Below are 15,976 nucleotides of genomic sequence, written 5' to 3'. Positions count from 1 at the left end.
GTATAATACATAACGCCGCCGATGGGGTTGTACCTCATCGGCGGCGTTTGTATTTAGTAGATCGTATTTACTTCTCTGCAGATGTCACGCGTGTGGAAATTGCTGCCATTGTGAGGGCGAGGGTAGCGATGCCGACGGTGAGGCCGATGTAGCCGTTGCCCGTGAGTCCGTCGGCAATGTAGCCGACGAGGGAGCAGGAGGCGACAACGCCGACGTAGGGCAGCTGTGTCGATACATGGTCGAGGTGGTGACACTGTGCGCCCGCCGAAGCGAGGATGGTGGTATCCGAGATGGGCGAGGCGTGGTCGCCGCAGACCGCGCCCGAGAGGATGGCGGCGACGGAAACGACGAGGATGTCAGGAGCTGTCTGCCCGAGGACGGCAATGGCGATCGGAATCAGGATGCCGAACGTGCCCCAGCTCGTGCCCGTCGCGAAGGCAAGCCCTGCTGCGACGAGGAAGAAGAGCGGCGGCAGGAACATGACGACGCCCGCATTCGCCGAGACGACGGAGCCAACGAAGCCGCCGAGGTCAAGGTACTCCTTGCTGCAGATACCCGAGAGCGTCCACGCGAGGCAGAGAATGAAGATGGCGGGGGTCATCGCCTTGAAGCCCCAGCCGAAGCTGTCGCAGAACACGTTGAACGAGACAACGCGGCGCGGCAGATAGAGCAGCCCAGTAAAGACGAAGGCGATGAACGAGCCGAGCACGAGCGACTTTGACGAGTCGCAGTTGGCAAATGCGTCCGCAATACTCCTGCCCTCGTGGATACCGCCCGTGTAGAGCATGCCGTAGATACACGCGCCGATGAGGACGAGCAGCGGCAGCATGAGGTCGATCATCTTGCCGCGCCCCTCGCTCGCTGCGCTTGCAGATGCCTCCGCCGTGTCCTGATACTCCTTCGGAATCTCGAAATGAACATTTGACTTCTCTACGCTCTGCCGCATTGCCCCGAAGTCGCGCCCCGTCCAGATGACAAAGAGCATGAAGAGAATCGTCAGCCATGCGTAGAGGTTGAAGGGAATCGTCTGCAGAAAGAGCATGAAGCCGTCGATGTGACTGTCCTCGGGCAGCGAGGAACCGACTGCCGCCGCCCAACTCGAGACGGGGGCGATGATGCAGATCGGCGCGGCGGTCGCGTCGATGATGTAGGCGAGCTTCGTGCGCGCAATCTGGAATTTATCCGTGACAGGGCGCATGACCGTGCCGACCGTGAGACAGTTGAAGTAGTCGTCGATGAAGATGACGATGCCGAGCAGGACGGTGACGAGGGAGGCGCTGCGCTTGCCCTTGATCGTTCGCGTCGCCCACTCGCCGTAGGCGTTCATTGCGCCCGAGCGCGTGATGGCTGCGACGAGGATGCCGAGGATGACGAGAAAGACGAGGATGTTGACATTGCTGCCGACCTTGTCCGCCATGACTTGAAACATCGTGAGCGTCGCCTGCAGGAAATTCCCGCCCGCGAAGAGCATTGCGCCCGAGAAGATGCCGATGATGAGCGACATATAGACTTCCTTCGTCCAGAGCGCGAGGACGATGGTGATGATCGGCGGCAGAATCGACCATGCGGTTGCTGTCATGAGTTAGATACACTCCCTATATAGATTGATATCCGATAAAGACCGTTTCCCATTATAACAAAAAAACAGGATTTGGCAAAATATCCTCACGCAAAAATTCATTCCTCCTCCGTCGCTTCGCTATTGAAGCGGTAGCCTGCGCCCCAGACGGTCTGAAGCCAGCGTGGGTGCGACGGATCGTCCTCAATCTTTTCGCGCAGGCGGTTCATGTGGACGGAGACGGTGGAGGTATTGCCCATCGCGTCCAGATCCCAGACGCGGTCGTAGAGCGTCTCCTTGCTGAATACGATCTGCGGGTGCTCCGCGAGAAAGAGGAGCAGATCGAACTCGCGTGCGGCGAGATGTACCTCGCGTCCCGCGACAAAGACGCGGTGCGTCCACGGCTGGATCTCGAGCGCGCCAAACCGCAGGACGGTGGGCGTCGTCTGTGCGCCGCCCTTGAGGCGCTCATAGCGCGTGATATGCGCCTTGACGCGCGCGGCGAGTTCGCTCGGGCTGAACGGCTTGACGATGTAGTCATCTGCGCCGAGACCAAGCGCGCGGATCTTGTCCACGTCCTCGAGGCGCGCCGAGACCATGAGGATCGGGATGTCGAGCGTCTTGCGGACATCGCGGCAGATGGCAAAGCCGTCTGCGCCCGGCAGCATGACATCCAGCAGGAGGAGCCTGTACTCGCCCGTGAGCGCGCGGCGCTTGCCCTCGTCGCCGTCGGATACGATGTCGACGGCGAAACCGCTCGCCTCGAGATAGTCGCGCTCGAGTTCAGCGATGTCGTTATCATCCTCAACCAGTAATATCTTTTTCATTTCATATCTCCCTCGCTTGCAATGGGCAGGAGGAGCACCATGCACAGCCCTCCCTCGATCGACACTTCTGCGCGCACGCTGCCGCCGAATGCTGTCATGATCCGCCGTACGATGGCAAGCCCCAGCCCGCTGCCGCCCGCGACGTTCGTGCGTGCCGTGTCCGTGCGGTAGAAGCTGTCAAAGAGCTTCGGCAGCTCTGCAGCATCGACGCCGATGCCGTCGTCATCGCAGCGGATGGCGAGCTGCCGTCCTTCTTCGCTGAGCGACATACATACGTGTACCTCTGCGCCGCGCCGATACTTGCTGCTGTTCTCCCACAGATTTTTGAGAACGCGGGCGAACTCCCCGTGGTCAATCCGTATCTTTGCCGCTGTATTCGTCTTCTCCATCAAGATATGCACGCCGTCCTCGGCAAGGGCGGGGGCGTGTTCATGGATGTATTCTGTGAGAAAATCCCTTGCGCTGACCGTCTCCCATGTGAGCGGCAGCTCATCCGTGTCGAGGCGCAGGAACTCGCGCAGACGCGTCGTCAGGCGCTCCATTGTTGCGGCGGATTGGCTGATGCGTTCGGCGTAGGTACGCTGCTTCTCGGGCGTGCGTGCAATGCCGTCGAGAATGCCGCTCGCATAGCCCTTGATCGCGGTGAGCGGGGTTGCGATGTCGTGGAGGATGCCAATGAAGAGCTCTCTGCGCCGTGCCTCCTCGCGCTCCTCACGCATGCGAGCGCGCAGGAGCTCCCTGCGCATCTCGTCGAATGCATGGCAGGTTGCGCCCACCTCGTCGCTGCCCATCGGCGGGAGTTCATGACTCAGATCGCCTCGTTGGATTGCGGCCGCCGCACGGCGCATCTCCTCGAGCGGGGTGAGAATCTGCGCGGAGAGGAGGCGCGCGAGGTAGCGACCGAGGAGCAGGATGCCCGCCGAGGTCGTGAGGATGAGGAGGATGAGTGCGGCATTCAGGATGAAGTCTCGCGTATCGTGCGGAATCGGCGGCGGTTCATCGCCGCGCATCATGGGTACATCGCCGACGCCCATGATGACTGTACCGCTGCGCAGACCCTCATAGCGGAAGACAAGACCGTCCATGTCCCAGCTGAGCGCGGAGCCGCGCACGCCGCATTTGCGTGCAACGATGTGCTGAAGCTCATCCGGATTGCTCCCGGGCGTCAGATAGGCGCTGTCCTTCTCCTTTGCCACGGTGAGGATGCGCACCCCCGCTCCTTCGAGGACGTGGATGTCGCGTTCGATATTATCCAGCTTGAACTTGCGTTTCTCTGACTCGGCGCGCAGAGAGCTGAGTGCGACCTGCACGGAGAGCGTCCGTCCCTCCTCCGGCCAGAGGAGGGCAAGTGCTTGCTGCTGAAGGGTGCCCGCGTGGCGCAGACCGCCGAGCAGCACCGCGCCGATGGCGATGAGCACGACAATCGGGATGACGATCATGAGCGCGTTCGTCACGAGCAGTTTTTTCTTGAGGGACAGGTCGCGGAGCCGCATGGAGAACCTCACTTTCCGTTGGGGAGTGCGAGGCGCCCCTATCGGCTCGCAAGCTCGCCACTTCTACACGTTCCGCGCACATGCCCCGTTTCGACGGGGGAAGCTAATACGCTGTAACTCAAAGCCTCCCCCGTTTGACGGGGGAGAGGGATCGCAATGCGGTGGAAGGGGTACAATAAACAGACCTATTATAACCGAAATGCGCAAAAAAATCTGCGCGCTGTGAGGAATTTCAAAAAAGTTATTTTTGTGTTTACACTTTGTTTAAACTTTCCCCGTATGATGTACCCATCAGCAATGATAAACACAAACATGAACGCCGAAAGGCAGAGGAGGAAAACATCATGGAAATGCAGAATGTCAAGAATCAGGTCACGAATATCTTTACCCCCGCGCGTCTCAAAAAGGCAGTGGCGTTCGCCGTACTCGTCGGCGTCGTCACTGCGGGTGGTGCGTACTACCACCACGGCCAGGCGGAAGCACGCTCGGTCGCCGAAAAGCAGGCACGCTCCGAAATGATTGCAGTGCAGGCGCAGCAGCGTGGCATCGTGCTCCTCGATGAGGCAAAGGTGCGGTCGATTGCGGCGGAGGCGATCGGGAAGTCCGAGACGGAGCTGGACTTCCGCTCCGTCTATCTGACGGAGAAGGATCACGACAGAGACGGAAAGCATCACAAAAATCATCGTGACGACAAACATGGAAACAAACATGGAAACAAACATGATGACTGGCGCGATGGAAAGCACGATGACAGGGAGCACCGTGACGGACGCTGTATGCATGATCGCGGCGAGCATCCCGGTATGATGCCGCAGGCAGCACCGGCACAGGCGCCGGATGCCGGAAACGGTCAGCCCGCACCGCCGGCAGACGACGCGGCGAATGCGCCCACACCGCAGCCGATGTTCCATCCGGTCTACAAGGTGAAGTGCTATGCGGGTAGCGTCGAGTACAAGATCCGCATCGACGCCGTGACGGGAACAGTACTTTCGAGCGAAGTGGATGTGGACGACGATATTTTCTAATGACAAAATACGGCATACAGAAACAGCGATCCGATGGGGGCGCTATTTTTGTGCATAAAACGCAAATAAAATTTTCCTTAGCAGGAAAAAATAAGTATGTGGCGAATTAAAATTATCGTATACTAAAGTTATTTTTGACGGCAGCATGCGCTGCTGTCTTTGCGCACGGTTATGGCAAGGTGCTCCTCGTTCTGTGTCGGAATGGCCGGGTGCTGGGGAAAGGAGAGAATATTTTGCAAGAACAAGGGCAGAAAAGGGGAAGGGGTATTGGCTTCCAGCTGAACGCGATCACGCTCATCGGGATTGTTGTGATGGTGACGATCCTTGTCTCGTTCGTTGGCTACAGAGCTTATGATGAGCTTCTCGAGATGGGGACGGTGGCGCAGTACAACGAATTGGGTGAGCGTTCAAAGGCGGTCATTAGCCGCTATGAGTCTGTCCAGCAGTCGGGAGAGGATGTGCGCCAGCGCATCTATACGTATATGCAGCAGCATCCGCCTGCAGCGCGCAGCCGCGAGGCGCTGAACGAGATGTTTGCAGATGCGGCTGCTTCGAATGACAATCTCTCGGGAATTGGTGTCGTGTTTGAGCCGAACGCCTTCGATGGGCAGGATGCGGCACATGTCGGGGATCCGCTTTCGGATGAGTCCGGGCGCGTGATGCCCTATGCGAACCGTGAGGGAAATGCAGTCGAGTTTGAGGGCTGCACGGGCTATGAGACCGAGACGTGGTACCAGAAGCCAAAGTCTACGTCCAAGCAGGTTCTCTCGGAGGCATACTATGACGAAGTAAACGGGAAAAAAGCTCTGCTCGTCTCCATCGGCATGCCGCTCATTGTGGATGGGCGCTTCGTCGGTGCGCTCTCGCTCGACTTCGATGTCACGCAGCTTCAGGAGGATCTTGCCAAGATCAGTACGCCGGACAACATCTATCTGCTGATGGACAACGAGGGCGATCTCGTCGCGCATGGGACGAGCCCGGAGTCGATCATGAAGAACGCCTTCACGATCATGCAGTCTCCGGAGGAGGAAAAGAAGGAAGCCTTCTCGGAGGCTCCGTACAGCAAGTCGCAGGTTTCGCCGACGACGGGCAAGGACTCGGTCTACATTTTCCGCTCAGTCCACTTTGCAGGTGTGGATACGCCGTGGTCGATCTTCTCCATTACGGACAAGGATAAGTTCACCGGTGCCGCGCGCGATATGGTGATCTTCTCCGTGGTACTTGCCGTGATCTGTACCGTGGTGCTTGCCATTGCACTTGCTGTGTTCATTCAGCGGCGTCTGATCGTTCCCATTGGGGATGTGACGGATATTTTGACACGTTTTTCCGATCTCGATCTGGATCGCGAGAAGGGTAAGCATGCCGTGATCTATCTGGAGCGTTCCGATGAGGTCGGTGCGATGGTTCGCTCGCTCGGGCGTATGGCGAACAGCCTGCGCGAGATCATCGGCAAGATCAACGGCGCGTCCCAGTCGGTTGCGGCAACGAGCGAGGAACTGACAGCGACGGCGCAGAACACGGCGCACTCGGCGGAGACGGTGCGCAAGGGCATCCATGACATTGCCGAGAGCGCGCGCGTGCAGGTTGCGGACACGCAGAACGCGGTCGATCATACGGATGAAATCCTCCAGCTGCTCGAGGACAACCGCAAGGTCATGACGGAGATGAACGAGGCGACGGAGAACATCCATAAACGCCAGACCGAGGGCGCGGAGATTCTCGCCGACCTCATGAAGAAGTCTGCCGAGACCGCCGATGCCACACAGGAGGTCTCGCGTGTGGTCGAGGAGACGAATCAGCGTGCGGATCGCATCGAAGAGGCGAGCGCGATGATTCAGTCCATCTCCGAGCAGACAAACCTCCTCGCGCTCAACGCTGCCATCGAGGCAGCGCGTGCGGGCGAGGCAGGACGCGGATTCGCCGTCGTTGCCGAGGAGATCCGCAAGCTTGCCGAGCAGTCGCGCGGCTTTACGGATGAGATCAACGGCATCATCGGTGAGCTCAAGATGAAGTCGCAGCAGGCAGTCGATACGATGGAGGTCTCCAAGAAGCTTGTCGAGGAGAGCAATGTCAACCTCGAGCGTACACAGCGCCGCTTTGACATGATTGCCGAGGCTGTCCAAGGTGCGAACAGCGTTGTGAAGAAGCTCAACACCTCCTCCGAGAAGCTGACGGAGAAGAACAAGGCGATTGCCGACCTCAGCCGCAAGCTGATGGATATGGCACGTGAGAATGATGCGACGACGGATGAGGCTGAGTCCTCCGTTGACACGCAGACGCAGGCGCTTGCGGATATCGCCGAGGCGAGCGAGAGCTTGGCGCAGATCGCGACGGATCTGCAGAACGAGATCTCGCGCTTCCGCGTTTGATCTGCCGTTCGAACGCATACAGTATGCAGAAAGCCCTGCCGCGATGCGGCAGGGCTTTTGTGATGCCTCGCATAAGGTTCAGCGCAGGAAAAAGAACAGTGCAGGGTAGACGATGAAGAAGAATGCAATGCTTGTTGTGAGGAAGCCAGAGATCGTGTAGTCGACGTTCAGATGATAGAGCTTCGCCGCCGTGACGGAGTTAATCGCACCCGGAGTGACGGAGAAGACGAGGATTGCGCCGAGGAGGACGGGATCGCGGACGAAGGGATAGCTGACCGCCATCATGAACGCAGGCAGGATGAGGAAGCGCAGGGCAAAGAGGTCGAGGGTGTACGGTGCATAGCGTCGTGCGCGGTGGAGATTGACAAGCGCGCCGACGGGTAGCATGCCGAACCATGCGCCGAAGTGGATGAGTCCCTCGAATGCCGTGCCGACTGCAGGAGGGCGCTCGATGCCCGCTGCGTTGAGCGCGAGCCCCGCCGCCATGCCGATGATGCTGAGCTGGTTCCACGAGAGGAAGATGTCGAGGAAGCGCATGTGAATCCTGCCGCCGCGCCCATGGTTTTTGTGCTGCAGATAGTAATACTGCGCCATCGGAAAGACGGCGAGGACAAGCATCAGCGTCTGAAAGATGCCCATGATCTGCGCGTAGGCAAAGCCCTGCTCACCGTAGATGATGTAAGCACAGACGCCGCCGAGCGTGGTGATGTTGGACATCATCGCGTTCGAGAGATACGCGCCGCGATCGAGCGGGTTGTGATATTTGCGGATGAAGAACGCCCAGCCGACAAGTCCCGGAAAGAGGACGATGAGGATGCCGTAGATCGGAATGAGGGCGAGATCCCACGAGATGGGGAGCGTCCAGCAGCTCATGAGGGCGAGCACGGTGTAGATGATGATGACGTTCAGGCGCAGGATGCGGCTGATGAGGGCGTCGGAGATCTTGCCGTGCCGATAGAGCAGATAGCCGACGATGAGCGGTGCGAGGAGGTCGGTGAAGAGGTAGATGATGCGGAAATCAGAATTGTCCAAGAGAAACGCCTCTTTCTAACGAAACAGGAAAAATGTCACGGGGAAAAGCACGGTGAGGTAGAGCACTGTCGTCACGAGGAAGACGGCAATCGTATAGTCGACGTTGAGATGGTAGAGACGCGCGGTGAGCGTCGCGTTGATCGCTCCCGGGGCGCTCGCGAAGATCACGAGTGCGTTCTGCACGGTCGGGTCGCTGATGAGGAGGAGCGCGGCGGCAAAGGTGACAATGGGAACGACGAGGAAGCGGAGCGCGATCATGTCGAGCGTCAGATAGACGAAATGGCGCGCGCGGCGAAAGTTGATGAGCGAGCCGATGGGCAGCATGCCGAACCACGCCGCAATGTGGATGATGCAGCCGAATGCATCCGACAGGACAGGCGGACGCGCGATGCCCGAGGCGTTCAGCAGGAGTCCCGCCGTCATGCCGAGGATGCTGAGCTGATTCCACGAGAGGAGGAGCCCGAGGAAGCCGCGCCCCTCGAGACGTGGCGCACGTCCACGCGCCTTGTGAAGCAGATAGAAGTACTGTGCGATCGGGAATGCGAGCAGAACGAGCACGAGGTTCTGGCACGCGCCGCCGATCTGCGCATAGGCAAAGCCGCGTTCTCCGTAGATGATGTAGGCGCAGATGCCGCCGAGCGTGCCGATGTTCGAGAGCAGTGCGGATATGAGATGCGTGCCGCGGTCGATGGGACTGTGAAAGCGCCGTCCGAGAAATCGCCAGCTGATGAAGCCCGGGAAGAGGATAATGAATGCGAAGAACGCGGGCAGAATGAAGAGATCCCGCGTGAGCGGCAACGCCCAGAAGCTGAAGAGCGAGAGCAGGGTAAAGAATACGATGACATTGATGCGGATGAGCAGGTTGACGGCCGCATCCGAGAGGAGGCGACGCTGATAGAGGAGATAGCCGACGATGAGTGGCAGGATCAGATCGGTGAAGAGATAGATCAGGCGCGCATTGATTCCGTCCATAAGATTCCCAGCCTTTCCCAATCAATTCGGATGGTGCGTTCATCCTAGCACAAGTCACAGGCGTTGTAAACATTTACAATCCGTGGAAAAAATGGCAAGAAAAGTTCGTAAGATTTTGATGTGAGAGAGAGGAAAAGGAGGAAAGGGCGGCGAATATTTACCCTATGTTATATAGTGTTTTGTTATGACCCGGAGACTCCGCATCAAATGGAGCGGAAGGGTGTTTGTGGGACGCCGAGGGGGCTTCCCATGGAGGAGGGGACGTTACATGGCAGTGACAGACAAAGGTTTTGGCGCATACGATGTACGCGGTATCTATCCCGACGAGGTGAACGAGGAGCTCGCTTACCGTGTCGGACGCAGTTTCCCCACGCTGTTCGGCGCGAAGAAGGTTGCCGTCGGACATGACATTCGTCTCTCGGGACCTGCGATCCGCGACGCACTTGCAAAGGGGCTCACGGAGGCGGGTTGCGATGTTGTCGACATCGGTCAGTGTGGCACGGAGATGATCTACTTCGCGACGGCGCATCTCGGGCTCGGCGGCGGCATCATGATTACGGCGAGCCACAATCCGAAGCAGTACAACGGCATGAAGTTCGTGCGCGAGGAGTCGCGTCCGATCTCCAGCGACACGGGGCTCAAGGACATTGCGGCAATGGCGGTCGGCGAGACCTATCCCGCACCCGCAGCGACGCCCGGCAAGATCGAGCAGGTGGACATACTCAATGAGTATGTGAAGCACATCCTTACCTATGTCGATGTGAGCAAACTGAAGCCGTACAAGATCGTCGTCAACACGGGCAACGGCGCGGCGGGGCCCATCATCAACGCAATGGAGAAGTTCCTCCCGTTCGAACTGGTCAAGGTCTACAACGAGCCGGACGGCAATTTCCCGAACGGCGTACCGAATCCGATCCTGCAGGAGAACCGCGAGGCGACGGCAAAGGTCGTGCGCGAGACCGGCGCGGACTTCGGCGTTGCATGGGATGGCGACTTCGACCGCTGCTTCCTCTTTGACGAGAAGGGCGGCTTCATCGAAGGGTACTACATGGTCGGCTTCCTCTCCGAGGCATTCCTCAAGAAGAACAAGGGCGCGAGCGTGATCTACGATCCGCGTCTCATTTGGAACACGATCGAGATCGCCGAGAGCCTCGGCGGCAAGCCCGTCATGTGCAAGAGCGGTCACGCGTTCATCAAGGACAAGATGCGTAAGGTCAATGCGATCTACGGCGGCGAGATGAGCGCACATCACTATTTCCGCGACTTCTCGTACTGCGACAGCGGTCAGATTCCGTGGCTGCTCGTGGCGGAGCTGATGAGTGCATCGGGCGGCAAGACGCTCTCCGAGCTGATGAAGGCGCGCATGGATCGCTATCCGACCTCGGGTGAGATCAACAGCAAGGTCACGGACGCAAAGGCGGTCATGGATCGCATCGAGGCGAAGTACGGTTCCTCCGGCAAGGTGACGAAGGTGGACGGTCTTTCCATCGAGTTTGATAAATGGCGCTTCAACCTGCGTATGTCGAACACGGAGCCCGTTATCCGCCTGAACGTCGAGACGCGGCAGGATAAGGCACTGCTGAAGGAAAAGACGGACGAACTGCTTGCAGAGATTCGTGCCTGATCGCGTACTGGTACAGGAAGGAGTTTTTTGATGAGCCTTGTACTGAAATCCGGATTTACATTTGACTATGACAATCTCTATGGCGAGGGCAAGGTGACGGACGCCGACCTCGCATTCTATGCGGACGATCTCAAGAAGGCGCATGAGGCGATGAAGGTGATGCGCAAGAACGGCTTCATCCGTGGACATCTCTCGAAGGACGGCGAGCCTGAGAAGGTGCTCTTCTCGCAGACACCCTACATAGAGGACGGGCATATCAACTCACCTGCGTCGATTGCACGTCTGAAGGAACTCGGGAAGCATGCGCAGGAGCATACGGATGTCCTTATCTCGCTCGGCATCGGCGGCTCGTTCCTCGGGAACAAGGTACTGTTCGATGTGCACTGCGGCGAGCTTTGGAACTCGCTCTCGAACGAGCAGCGCGACAATTACCCGCGCATCTACTTCAGCGGCAACAACATTGACCCGCGCCGCACAGGCGACATCATCAATCATCTGAAAGACGTTGCCCAGATCAAGAAAACGCATGGCGGACAGCCGCTGCGCATCATGCTCCTCGTCATCTCGAAGTCGGGCGGCACGCTCGATACGATGTCGAACTTCATGGTCATGTATGACGAATTCATGAAGGCGGATAATGTCGAGGTCGAGGTGGTTGCGGTCACCGACCCGAACGAGGCGAAGCCGACGCTGCTGAAAAAACTCGCGATGGACAAGGGGTGGAAGCAGTTTGCCGTGCCGGACGGCGTAGGCGGGCGCTTCACGGTGTTCACCGAGGTCGGACTGACGCTTGCCGCGTGCATCGGCTTTGACATCGAGAACTTCCTTGCGGGCGCACGTGATATGGATGCGGCATGTCAGAATGACGATCTCTGGCAGAACCCTGCAATGCTCAATGCGGCGCTGAAGTTTGCCGCGTCGGAGAAGCACGGGCGCGACATTGAGGTCATGATGCCGTATGGAGACTATCTGAAATCCGTCTCCGAGTGGTACATCCAGCTGCTTGCCGAATCCCTCGGAAAGCAGTTCAACAAGGAGGGCAAGGAGGTCTGCTACGGGCGCACGCCGGTTGTCGCCGTCGGCACGACCGATATGCACGCACAGACGCAGCAGCACCAGGAGGGCAAACTCAACAAGGTTGTGCAGTTTATCCGCGTGGATAAATGGGCGGATGATCTCGTCATCCCGAACGTCTTCCCCGATGTGAAGAAGCTCGCGGATATTGCGGGCGTCACGATGGGGGCGGCGCTCGAGGTTGCGCGTCAGTCAAACGCGGACGCACTTGCGTCGAACAAGCGCTACAGCGCCGTCTTTGCTCTGCCGGAGCTGACGCCGTACCATCTCGGCGAGCTGCTCTACCTGCTTGCGATGTCTGTCGCCTACGAGGGCGAGCTCGCGGATGTGGACGCATTCGATCAGCCGGGTGTGGAGGCGTACAAGCGGATCATGGGGCCGAAGCTTCAGGCGCTGAAGGGATAAATTTTCGAAGGTGGATGCCTTCATGAGGGGAGGGGCTGCTGCGGCAGTCCCTTTCTGTGTGTTAGGAAATAGCGGGAGGTTCTTGTGATCGAAATGTGGCGTGCGCGTCTGCGCGAATTGTCTGCGCGACAGATGGTACTCATTGGTGCATTTCTTTTGGGCGGAATCAGCGGCATTGCGCTCCTGTGGACAGATGATACGGAGACTGTCGTCACACTTCAACAGGAGCCTGTGCCGCAGTCAGCAACGGAGATTGCAGGACTTTCTGCAGCGGCGCAGAAAATGCCGCTGCGCAATCCTTTTTCGTACGCGCATGAGACGATTGCGGAGACTTCTCCTGCTATAGAAAATTCCAAGGGTGACGGACATCCACCGCTGCAGTCTGTTTCACTGGCACAGCCTTCACCTGCAAGCACTCCTCCCGCACCTCCTCCCGCGCCGCTCGTCCTGCGCGGTGTGGTGACGGATGCGAACGGCGTGCGCATCGCCATCCTCGGCAAGGGGACAGAGGGTGCGGCACTGAGCGTTGGAGAGACGTGGGAGGGACATACCCTCCGAGGACTGACGGACACATCTGCGACATTGGAGACGATGTCGGGCAGCATCACGGTAGCGAGGGAGTAGAACTGTATGAAACGATGGATGACAGCAGCAGCTCTTGTGTGGACACTCCTCCTCTCCGTTCCTGCCGCCGCTGCACCCGTGACGATCGACGTGACGGGCGGCGATGTGCGTGCCGTTCTGCTTGCTGTTGCACGCATGGCGAATATCCCCCTCATCGTTGACGACGGTGTGGCGGGGGCGGTGACAGCGCATCTGACAGGCGAGGGCGAGGAGGTTCTGCGCCTCGTGGCTGCCGCACGCGGCATTCACATCGAGCGGCACGGTTCGGTCTTTCTTGCACTTTCTGCAGACGCACGCACGGAGAATCGGCGCGTGCACGTCTACACCGTGCGCTATGCCGACCCGGAGGAATTGGCACATGCTGCAAATTTATCCCTAACAGGTGAAGGAAAACGGGCAATAGTGTCGAAAAATAACGAAGAGAGATGGAATGAGGGCTCAGATTCTGATACCCAGCGGCGTGTGCTCGTCGATCGGGCAACGAATACGCTTCTCTTTTATGGGACAGAATCTGAGGCTCTTTCCGTGCGCGAAATTATCTCCGCACTCGATGTCGCTCCACGGCAGGTATCGCTTGAGGCTCGTGTCATTGCTATCTCTAAGCAGGCGGCAAAGGAACTCGGCGTGGACTGGTCATGGTCAGCGCTCCCGCAGTATCCGCGTGTTAGGCGCGGCGATGATGGCGCATGGGAGGTTGGCGGGCGGAATGCCGGAAACGAGGGGACGAGCGCACCGGGGATCATCCGCTTTGGCAGAGGACCCGAGGGTGTTCCCTTCGAGTTCTACTACTCCGCGGCGATTCGCGCGCTCATCACGGACGGCAGGGCAAAGATGCTTGCACGTCCGAACATCACGACAGTGCAGGGACACGAGGCGCTCATCAACATCGGCGCGGAGGTACCTGTACCGCGCACGACGACCTCGAATACCGTCACCACGACAGGCATTGACTACCGCGAGGCGGGAATCATCCTGCGCTATACGCCGCGTGTCACCGCAGACGGCAACATTGTCGCGCGTGTGCACACAGAAGTCAGCACGCCTGTCTTTGTCGAGGATCTCAAGGCGTACCGCTTTCAGAAACGGAGTGCAGACACGACCGTCCGTCTGAAAAATGGCGAGACGATGGTGATCGGCGGCCTCATCGACAGTGATGAATCACGATCGCTTTCAAAAATACCGTTTCTCGGAGACATTCCCATACTTGGCGCGTTTTTCCGCTCCGTGCGGACGAGCAAGACCGAGACCGAACTCATGATTTTTCTCACAGCTCACGTGTTGGATGAAGAATAGATATATAAGGAATCAGTGATTATCAGTGATTCCTAAATGCAGGATGCATGGAAAAGAGGAGATGTCAGTGGCAATCAGGATATTACTTGCGGATGATCACGCACTTTTGCGGCAGGGAATCAAGCGTGTGTTGAACTTCGAGGATGATCTCGAGGTCGTCGGCGAAGCGGAGGACGGACAGGAAGCCCTCGCGCGCACGCTCATGCTGAAGCCTGACATCCTCCTGCTCGACATCAATATGCCGGGGCTGACGGGACTCGATGTCACGAAGCAGCTCAAGCAGGCGCGCTCGCGCACGAAGATCATTGCGCTCACAATTCATGACAGCGACAACTATGTGCTCGAGCTCCTGAAGAACGGCGCGCTCGGCTACCTGCTGAAGGATGTTGAGCCGAACGTCCTCATCAAGGCAATCCACATGGTCAACGAGGGCAATCCATTCGTCTATCCGAAGCTCGCGGAGCGCCTCTTTGGCAGCACCGCGGTCTACGGCGATGTCAGCCGGATGGCAAAGGAGATCTGGGATGAGAGCCGCGGCGAACGCCTCACACCGCGCGAGATGGATGTGCTCGGCTGTATCGCAAAGGGACTCTCGAATCAGGATATCGGCAAGGCTCTTGGCCTCAGCGAAAAGACCGTCAAGAACCATTTGACGAGCATCTTTCACAAGCTCAAGGTCAATGACCGTACACAGGCACTCGTCTACGTGCTCAAGAATAAGATCGTCACGTTGGAATAATCATACGAAGCGGCTCAGCTCTTATGGGAGAGGAGTCGCTCTTTTTTGCAATATTATTGAAAAAATTATCATTTGTGAATAAGAAGTGACCGTGCTATAATATCCGTCATGAGGTGAACACTTATGTTGGATATTTTTCAAGGATTGATGATACCGTTCATCGGCACGGCGCTCGGTGCGGGCTGCGTATTCTTTCTCAAGGGGGCGCTGAACCGCAACGTGCAGCGCGGGCTGACGGGCTTTGCAGCGGGCGTGATGGTTGCGGCGTCGATCTGGAGTCTGCTGATCCCCGCGATGGAAGGCTCTGCGGAGATGGGGCAGCTTGCGTTTGTACCTGCCGTTGTGGGCTTCTGGGCAGGAACCCTCTTCCTGCTTGCGCTCGACCACATCATCCCGCATCTGCACATGAACGCAAAGAAAGCAGAGGGACCGCACAGCCGCCTCTCGCGGACGACGATGCTCTGTCTTGCAGTGACGCTCCACAATATCCCAGAGGGGATGGCGGTCGGCGCGATCTATGCGGGGTGGATGAGCGGCAGCGAGGGGATTACGCTCGGCGCAGCGCTCGCGCTCTCGCTCGGCATTGCAATTCAGAACTTTCCCGAGGGCGCGATCATATCCATGCCGCTGCGTGCGGCGGGGATGGGGAAGTGGCGTGCGTTCGGCGGCGGCGTCCTATCTGGCGCAGTAGAGCCGATCGGCGGTGCTCTCACTATTCTCGCGACGGCTCTCGTCGTGCCGATTCTGCCATATGCACTCGCATTTGCAGCGGGTGCGATGCTTTACGTCGTCGTCGAGGAGTTGATTCCGGAGATGAGTGAGGGGGAGCATTCGGATGTGGGCGTCATCTCGTTCGCAGCGGGCTTCTCGCTCATGATGATGCTCGATGTCGCACTCGGATAAAATCGGATAAAAAAGAAAATAGAAAAAGAGCCGTTGGC

The 15,976-nt window shown here is 58.3% G+C and carries 13 protein-coding genes; 8 read left to right on the top strand and 5 right to left on the bottom strand.

The genetic code is table 11. The features are described 5' to 3' along the window. Positions 1 to 67 precede the first annotated feature (67 nt). The 3 genes from H1B31_RS00425 to H1B31_RS00415 all read right to left on the bottom strand — a co-directional run bounded on the left by H1B31_RS00425 (position 68) and on the right by H1B31_RS00415 (position 3,878). Entirely contained in the window at positions 68 to 1,579 is a 1,512-nt protein-coding gene (locus H1B31_RS00425) for a Na+/H+ antiporter NhaC family protein (RefSeq protein WP_185980454.1), read from the bottom strand. A gap of 98 nt (positions 1,580 to 1,677) precedes the next feature. Beyond that, complete coding sequence (locus H1B31_RS00420; protein ID WP_185980453.1) at positions 1,678 to 2,385, bottom strand: response regulator transcription factor; 708 nt, start codon at positions 2,383 to 2,385, stop codon at positions 1,678 to 1,680. Beyond that, complete coding sequence (locus H1B31_RS00415) at positions 2,382 to 3,878, bottom strand: HAMP domain-containing sensor histidine kinase (protein ID WP_185980452.1); 1,497 nt, start codon at positions 3,876 to 3,878, stop codon at positions 2,382 to 2,384. Before H1B31_RS00415 ends, H1B31_RS00420 begins: the two co-directional genes overlap by 4 nt. Positions 3,879 to 4,222: 344 nt before the next feature. On the opposite strand from H1B31_RS00415, the gene H1B31_RS00410 reads away from it, so the two are divergent. Both H1B31_RS00410 and H1B31_RS00405 read left to right on the top strand, forming a co-directional pair. Continuing rightward, positions 4,223 to 4,903 carry a PepSY domain-containing protein gene (locus H1B31_RS00410; RefSeq protein WP_185980451.1) on the top strand — a complete coding sequence of 227 codons (681 nt, stop codon included), beginning with the start codon at positions 4,223 to 4,225 and terminating at the stop codon, positions 4,901 to 4,903. Positions 4,904 to 5,136: 233 nt separating this feature from the next. Further along, positions 5,137 to 7,272, top strand: coding sequence for a methyl-accepting chemotaxis protein (locus tag H1B31_RS00405; protein WP_185980450.1), 2,136 nt, complete (start codon positions 5,137 to 5,139; stop codon positions 7,270 to 7,272). Positions 7,273 to 7,350: 78 nt separating this feature from the next. Here H1B31_RS00405 and H1B31_RS00400 read toward each other — a convergent pair whose 3' ends face one another. Beyond that, a complete protein-coding gene (locus H1B31_RS00400; RefSeq protein WP_009655055.1) occupies positions 7,351 to 8,304 on the bottom strand; it encodes an AEC family transporter in 954 nt (317 codons plus the stop codon). A 15-nt stretch (positions 8,305 to 8,319) separates the two neighbouring features. Further along, positions 8,320 to 9,276, bottom strand: a complete 957-nt coding sequence (locus H1B31_RS00395; RefSeq protein ID WP_185980449.1) for an AEC family transporter — start codon at positions 9,274 to 9,276, stop codon at positions 8,320 to 8,322. A 268-nt stretch (positions 9,277 to 9,544) separates the two neighbouring features. On the opposite strand from H1B31_RS00395, the gene H1B31_RS00390 reads away from it, so the two are divergent. The 6 genes from H1B31_RS00390 to H1B31_RS00365 all read left to right on the top strand — a co-directional run bounded on the left by H1B31_RS00390 (position 9,545) and on the right by H1B31_RS00365 (position 15,938). Then, a complete protein-coding gene (locus tag H1B31_RS00390) occupies positions 9,545 to 10,900 on the top strand; it encodes a phosphohexomutase domain-containing protein (RefSeq protein ID WP_185980448.1) in 1,356 nt (451 codons plus the stop codon). 30 nt (positions 10,901 to 10,930) lie between these two features. Continuing rightward, positions 10,931 to 12,379: a glucose-6-phosphate isomerase gene (locus tag H1B31_RS00385; protein WP_185980447.1), complete on the top strand. Its 1,449-nt coding sequence runs from the start codon at positions 10,931 to 10,933 to the stop codon at positions 12,377 to 12,379. 93 nt (positions 12,380 to 12,472) lie between these two features. Next, entirely contained in the window at positions 12,473 to 13,003 is a 531-nt protein-coding gene (locus H1B31_RS00380; protein ID WP_226372169.1) for a hypothetical protein, read from the top strand. A gap of 6 nt (positions 13,004 to 13,009) precedes the next feature. Further along, entirely contained in the window at positions 13,010 to 14,296 is a 1,287-nt protein-coding gene (locus H1B31_RS00375) for a secretin N-terminal domain-containing protein (protein WP_009440401.1), read from the top strand. Between the two features lie 67 nt (positions 14,297 to 14,363). Beyond that, the gene (locus H1B31_RS00370) at positions 14,364 to 15,035 is read left to right on the top strand and encodes a response regulator (RefSeq protein ID WP_009656547.1); all 672 of its coding nucleotides are present in this window, start codon (positions 14,364 to 14,366) and stop codon (positions 15,033 to 15,035) included. Between the two features lie 123 nt (positions 15,036 to 15,158). Then, the gene (locus H1B31_RS00365) at positions 15,159 to 15,938 is read left to right on the top strand and encodes a ZIP family metal transporter (protein WP_009440399.1); all 780 of its coding nucleotides are present in this window, start codon (positions 15,159 to 15,161) and stop codon (positions 15,936 to 15,938) included. Positions 15,939 to 15,976: the final 38 nt, after the last annotated feature.

The organism is Selenomonas timonae (assembly GCF_014250475.1).
GTDB lineage: Bacteria > Bacillota > Negativicutes > Selenomonadales > Selenomonadaceae > Centipeda > Centipeda timonae.
Note: the sequence above shows the minus strand (reverse complement) of the source record. Positions and strands in the feature narration are given on the sequence as shown.

Excerpts from the sequence above, each read along its gene's own strand:
- H1B31_RS00425 (WP_185980454.1), bottom strand. The coding sequence starts at position 1,579 with ATGACAGCAACCGCATGGTCGATTCTGCCGCCGATCATCACCATCGTC.
- H1B31_RS00420 (WP_185980453.1), bottom strand. The coding sequence starts at position 2,385 with ATGAAAAAGATATTACTGGTTGAGGATGATAACGACATCGCTGAACTC.
- H1B31_RS00415 (WP_185980452.1), bottom strand. The coding sequence starts at position 3,878 with ATGCGGCTCCGCGACCTGTCCCTCAAGAAAAAACTGCTCGTGACGAAC.
- H1B31_RS00410 (WP_185980451.1), top strand. The coding sequence starts at position 4,223 with ATGGAAATGCAGAATGTCAAGAATCAGGTCACGAATATCTTTACCCCC.
- H1B31_RS00395 (WP_185980449.1), bottom strand. The coding sequence starts at position 9,276 with ATGGACGGAATCAATGCGCGCCTGATCTATCTCTTCACCGATCTGATC.
- H1B31_RS00390 (WP_185980448.1), top strand. The coding sequence starts at position 9,545 with ATGGCAGTGACAGACAAAGGTTTTGGCGCATACGATGTACGCGGTATC.
- H1B31_RS00385 (WP_185980447.1), top strand. The coding sequence starts at position 10,931 with ATGAGCCTTGTACTGAAATCCGGATTTACATTTGACTATGACAATCTC.
- H1B31_RS00380 (WP_226372169.1), top strand. The coding sequence starts at position 12,473 with ATGTGGCGTGCGCGTCTGCGCGAATTGTCTGCGCGACAGATGGTACTC.
- H1B31_RS00375 (WP_009440401.1), top strand. The coding sequence starts at position 13,010 with ATGAAACGATGGATGACAGCAGCAGCTCTTGTGTGGACACTCCTCCTC.
- H1B31_RS00365 (WP_009440399.1), top strand. The coding sequence starts at position 15,159 with ATGTTGGATATTTTTCAAGGATTGATGATACCGTTCATCGGCACGGCG.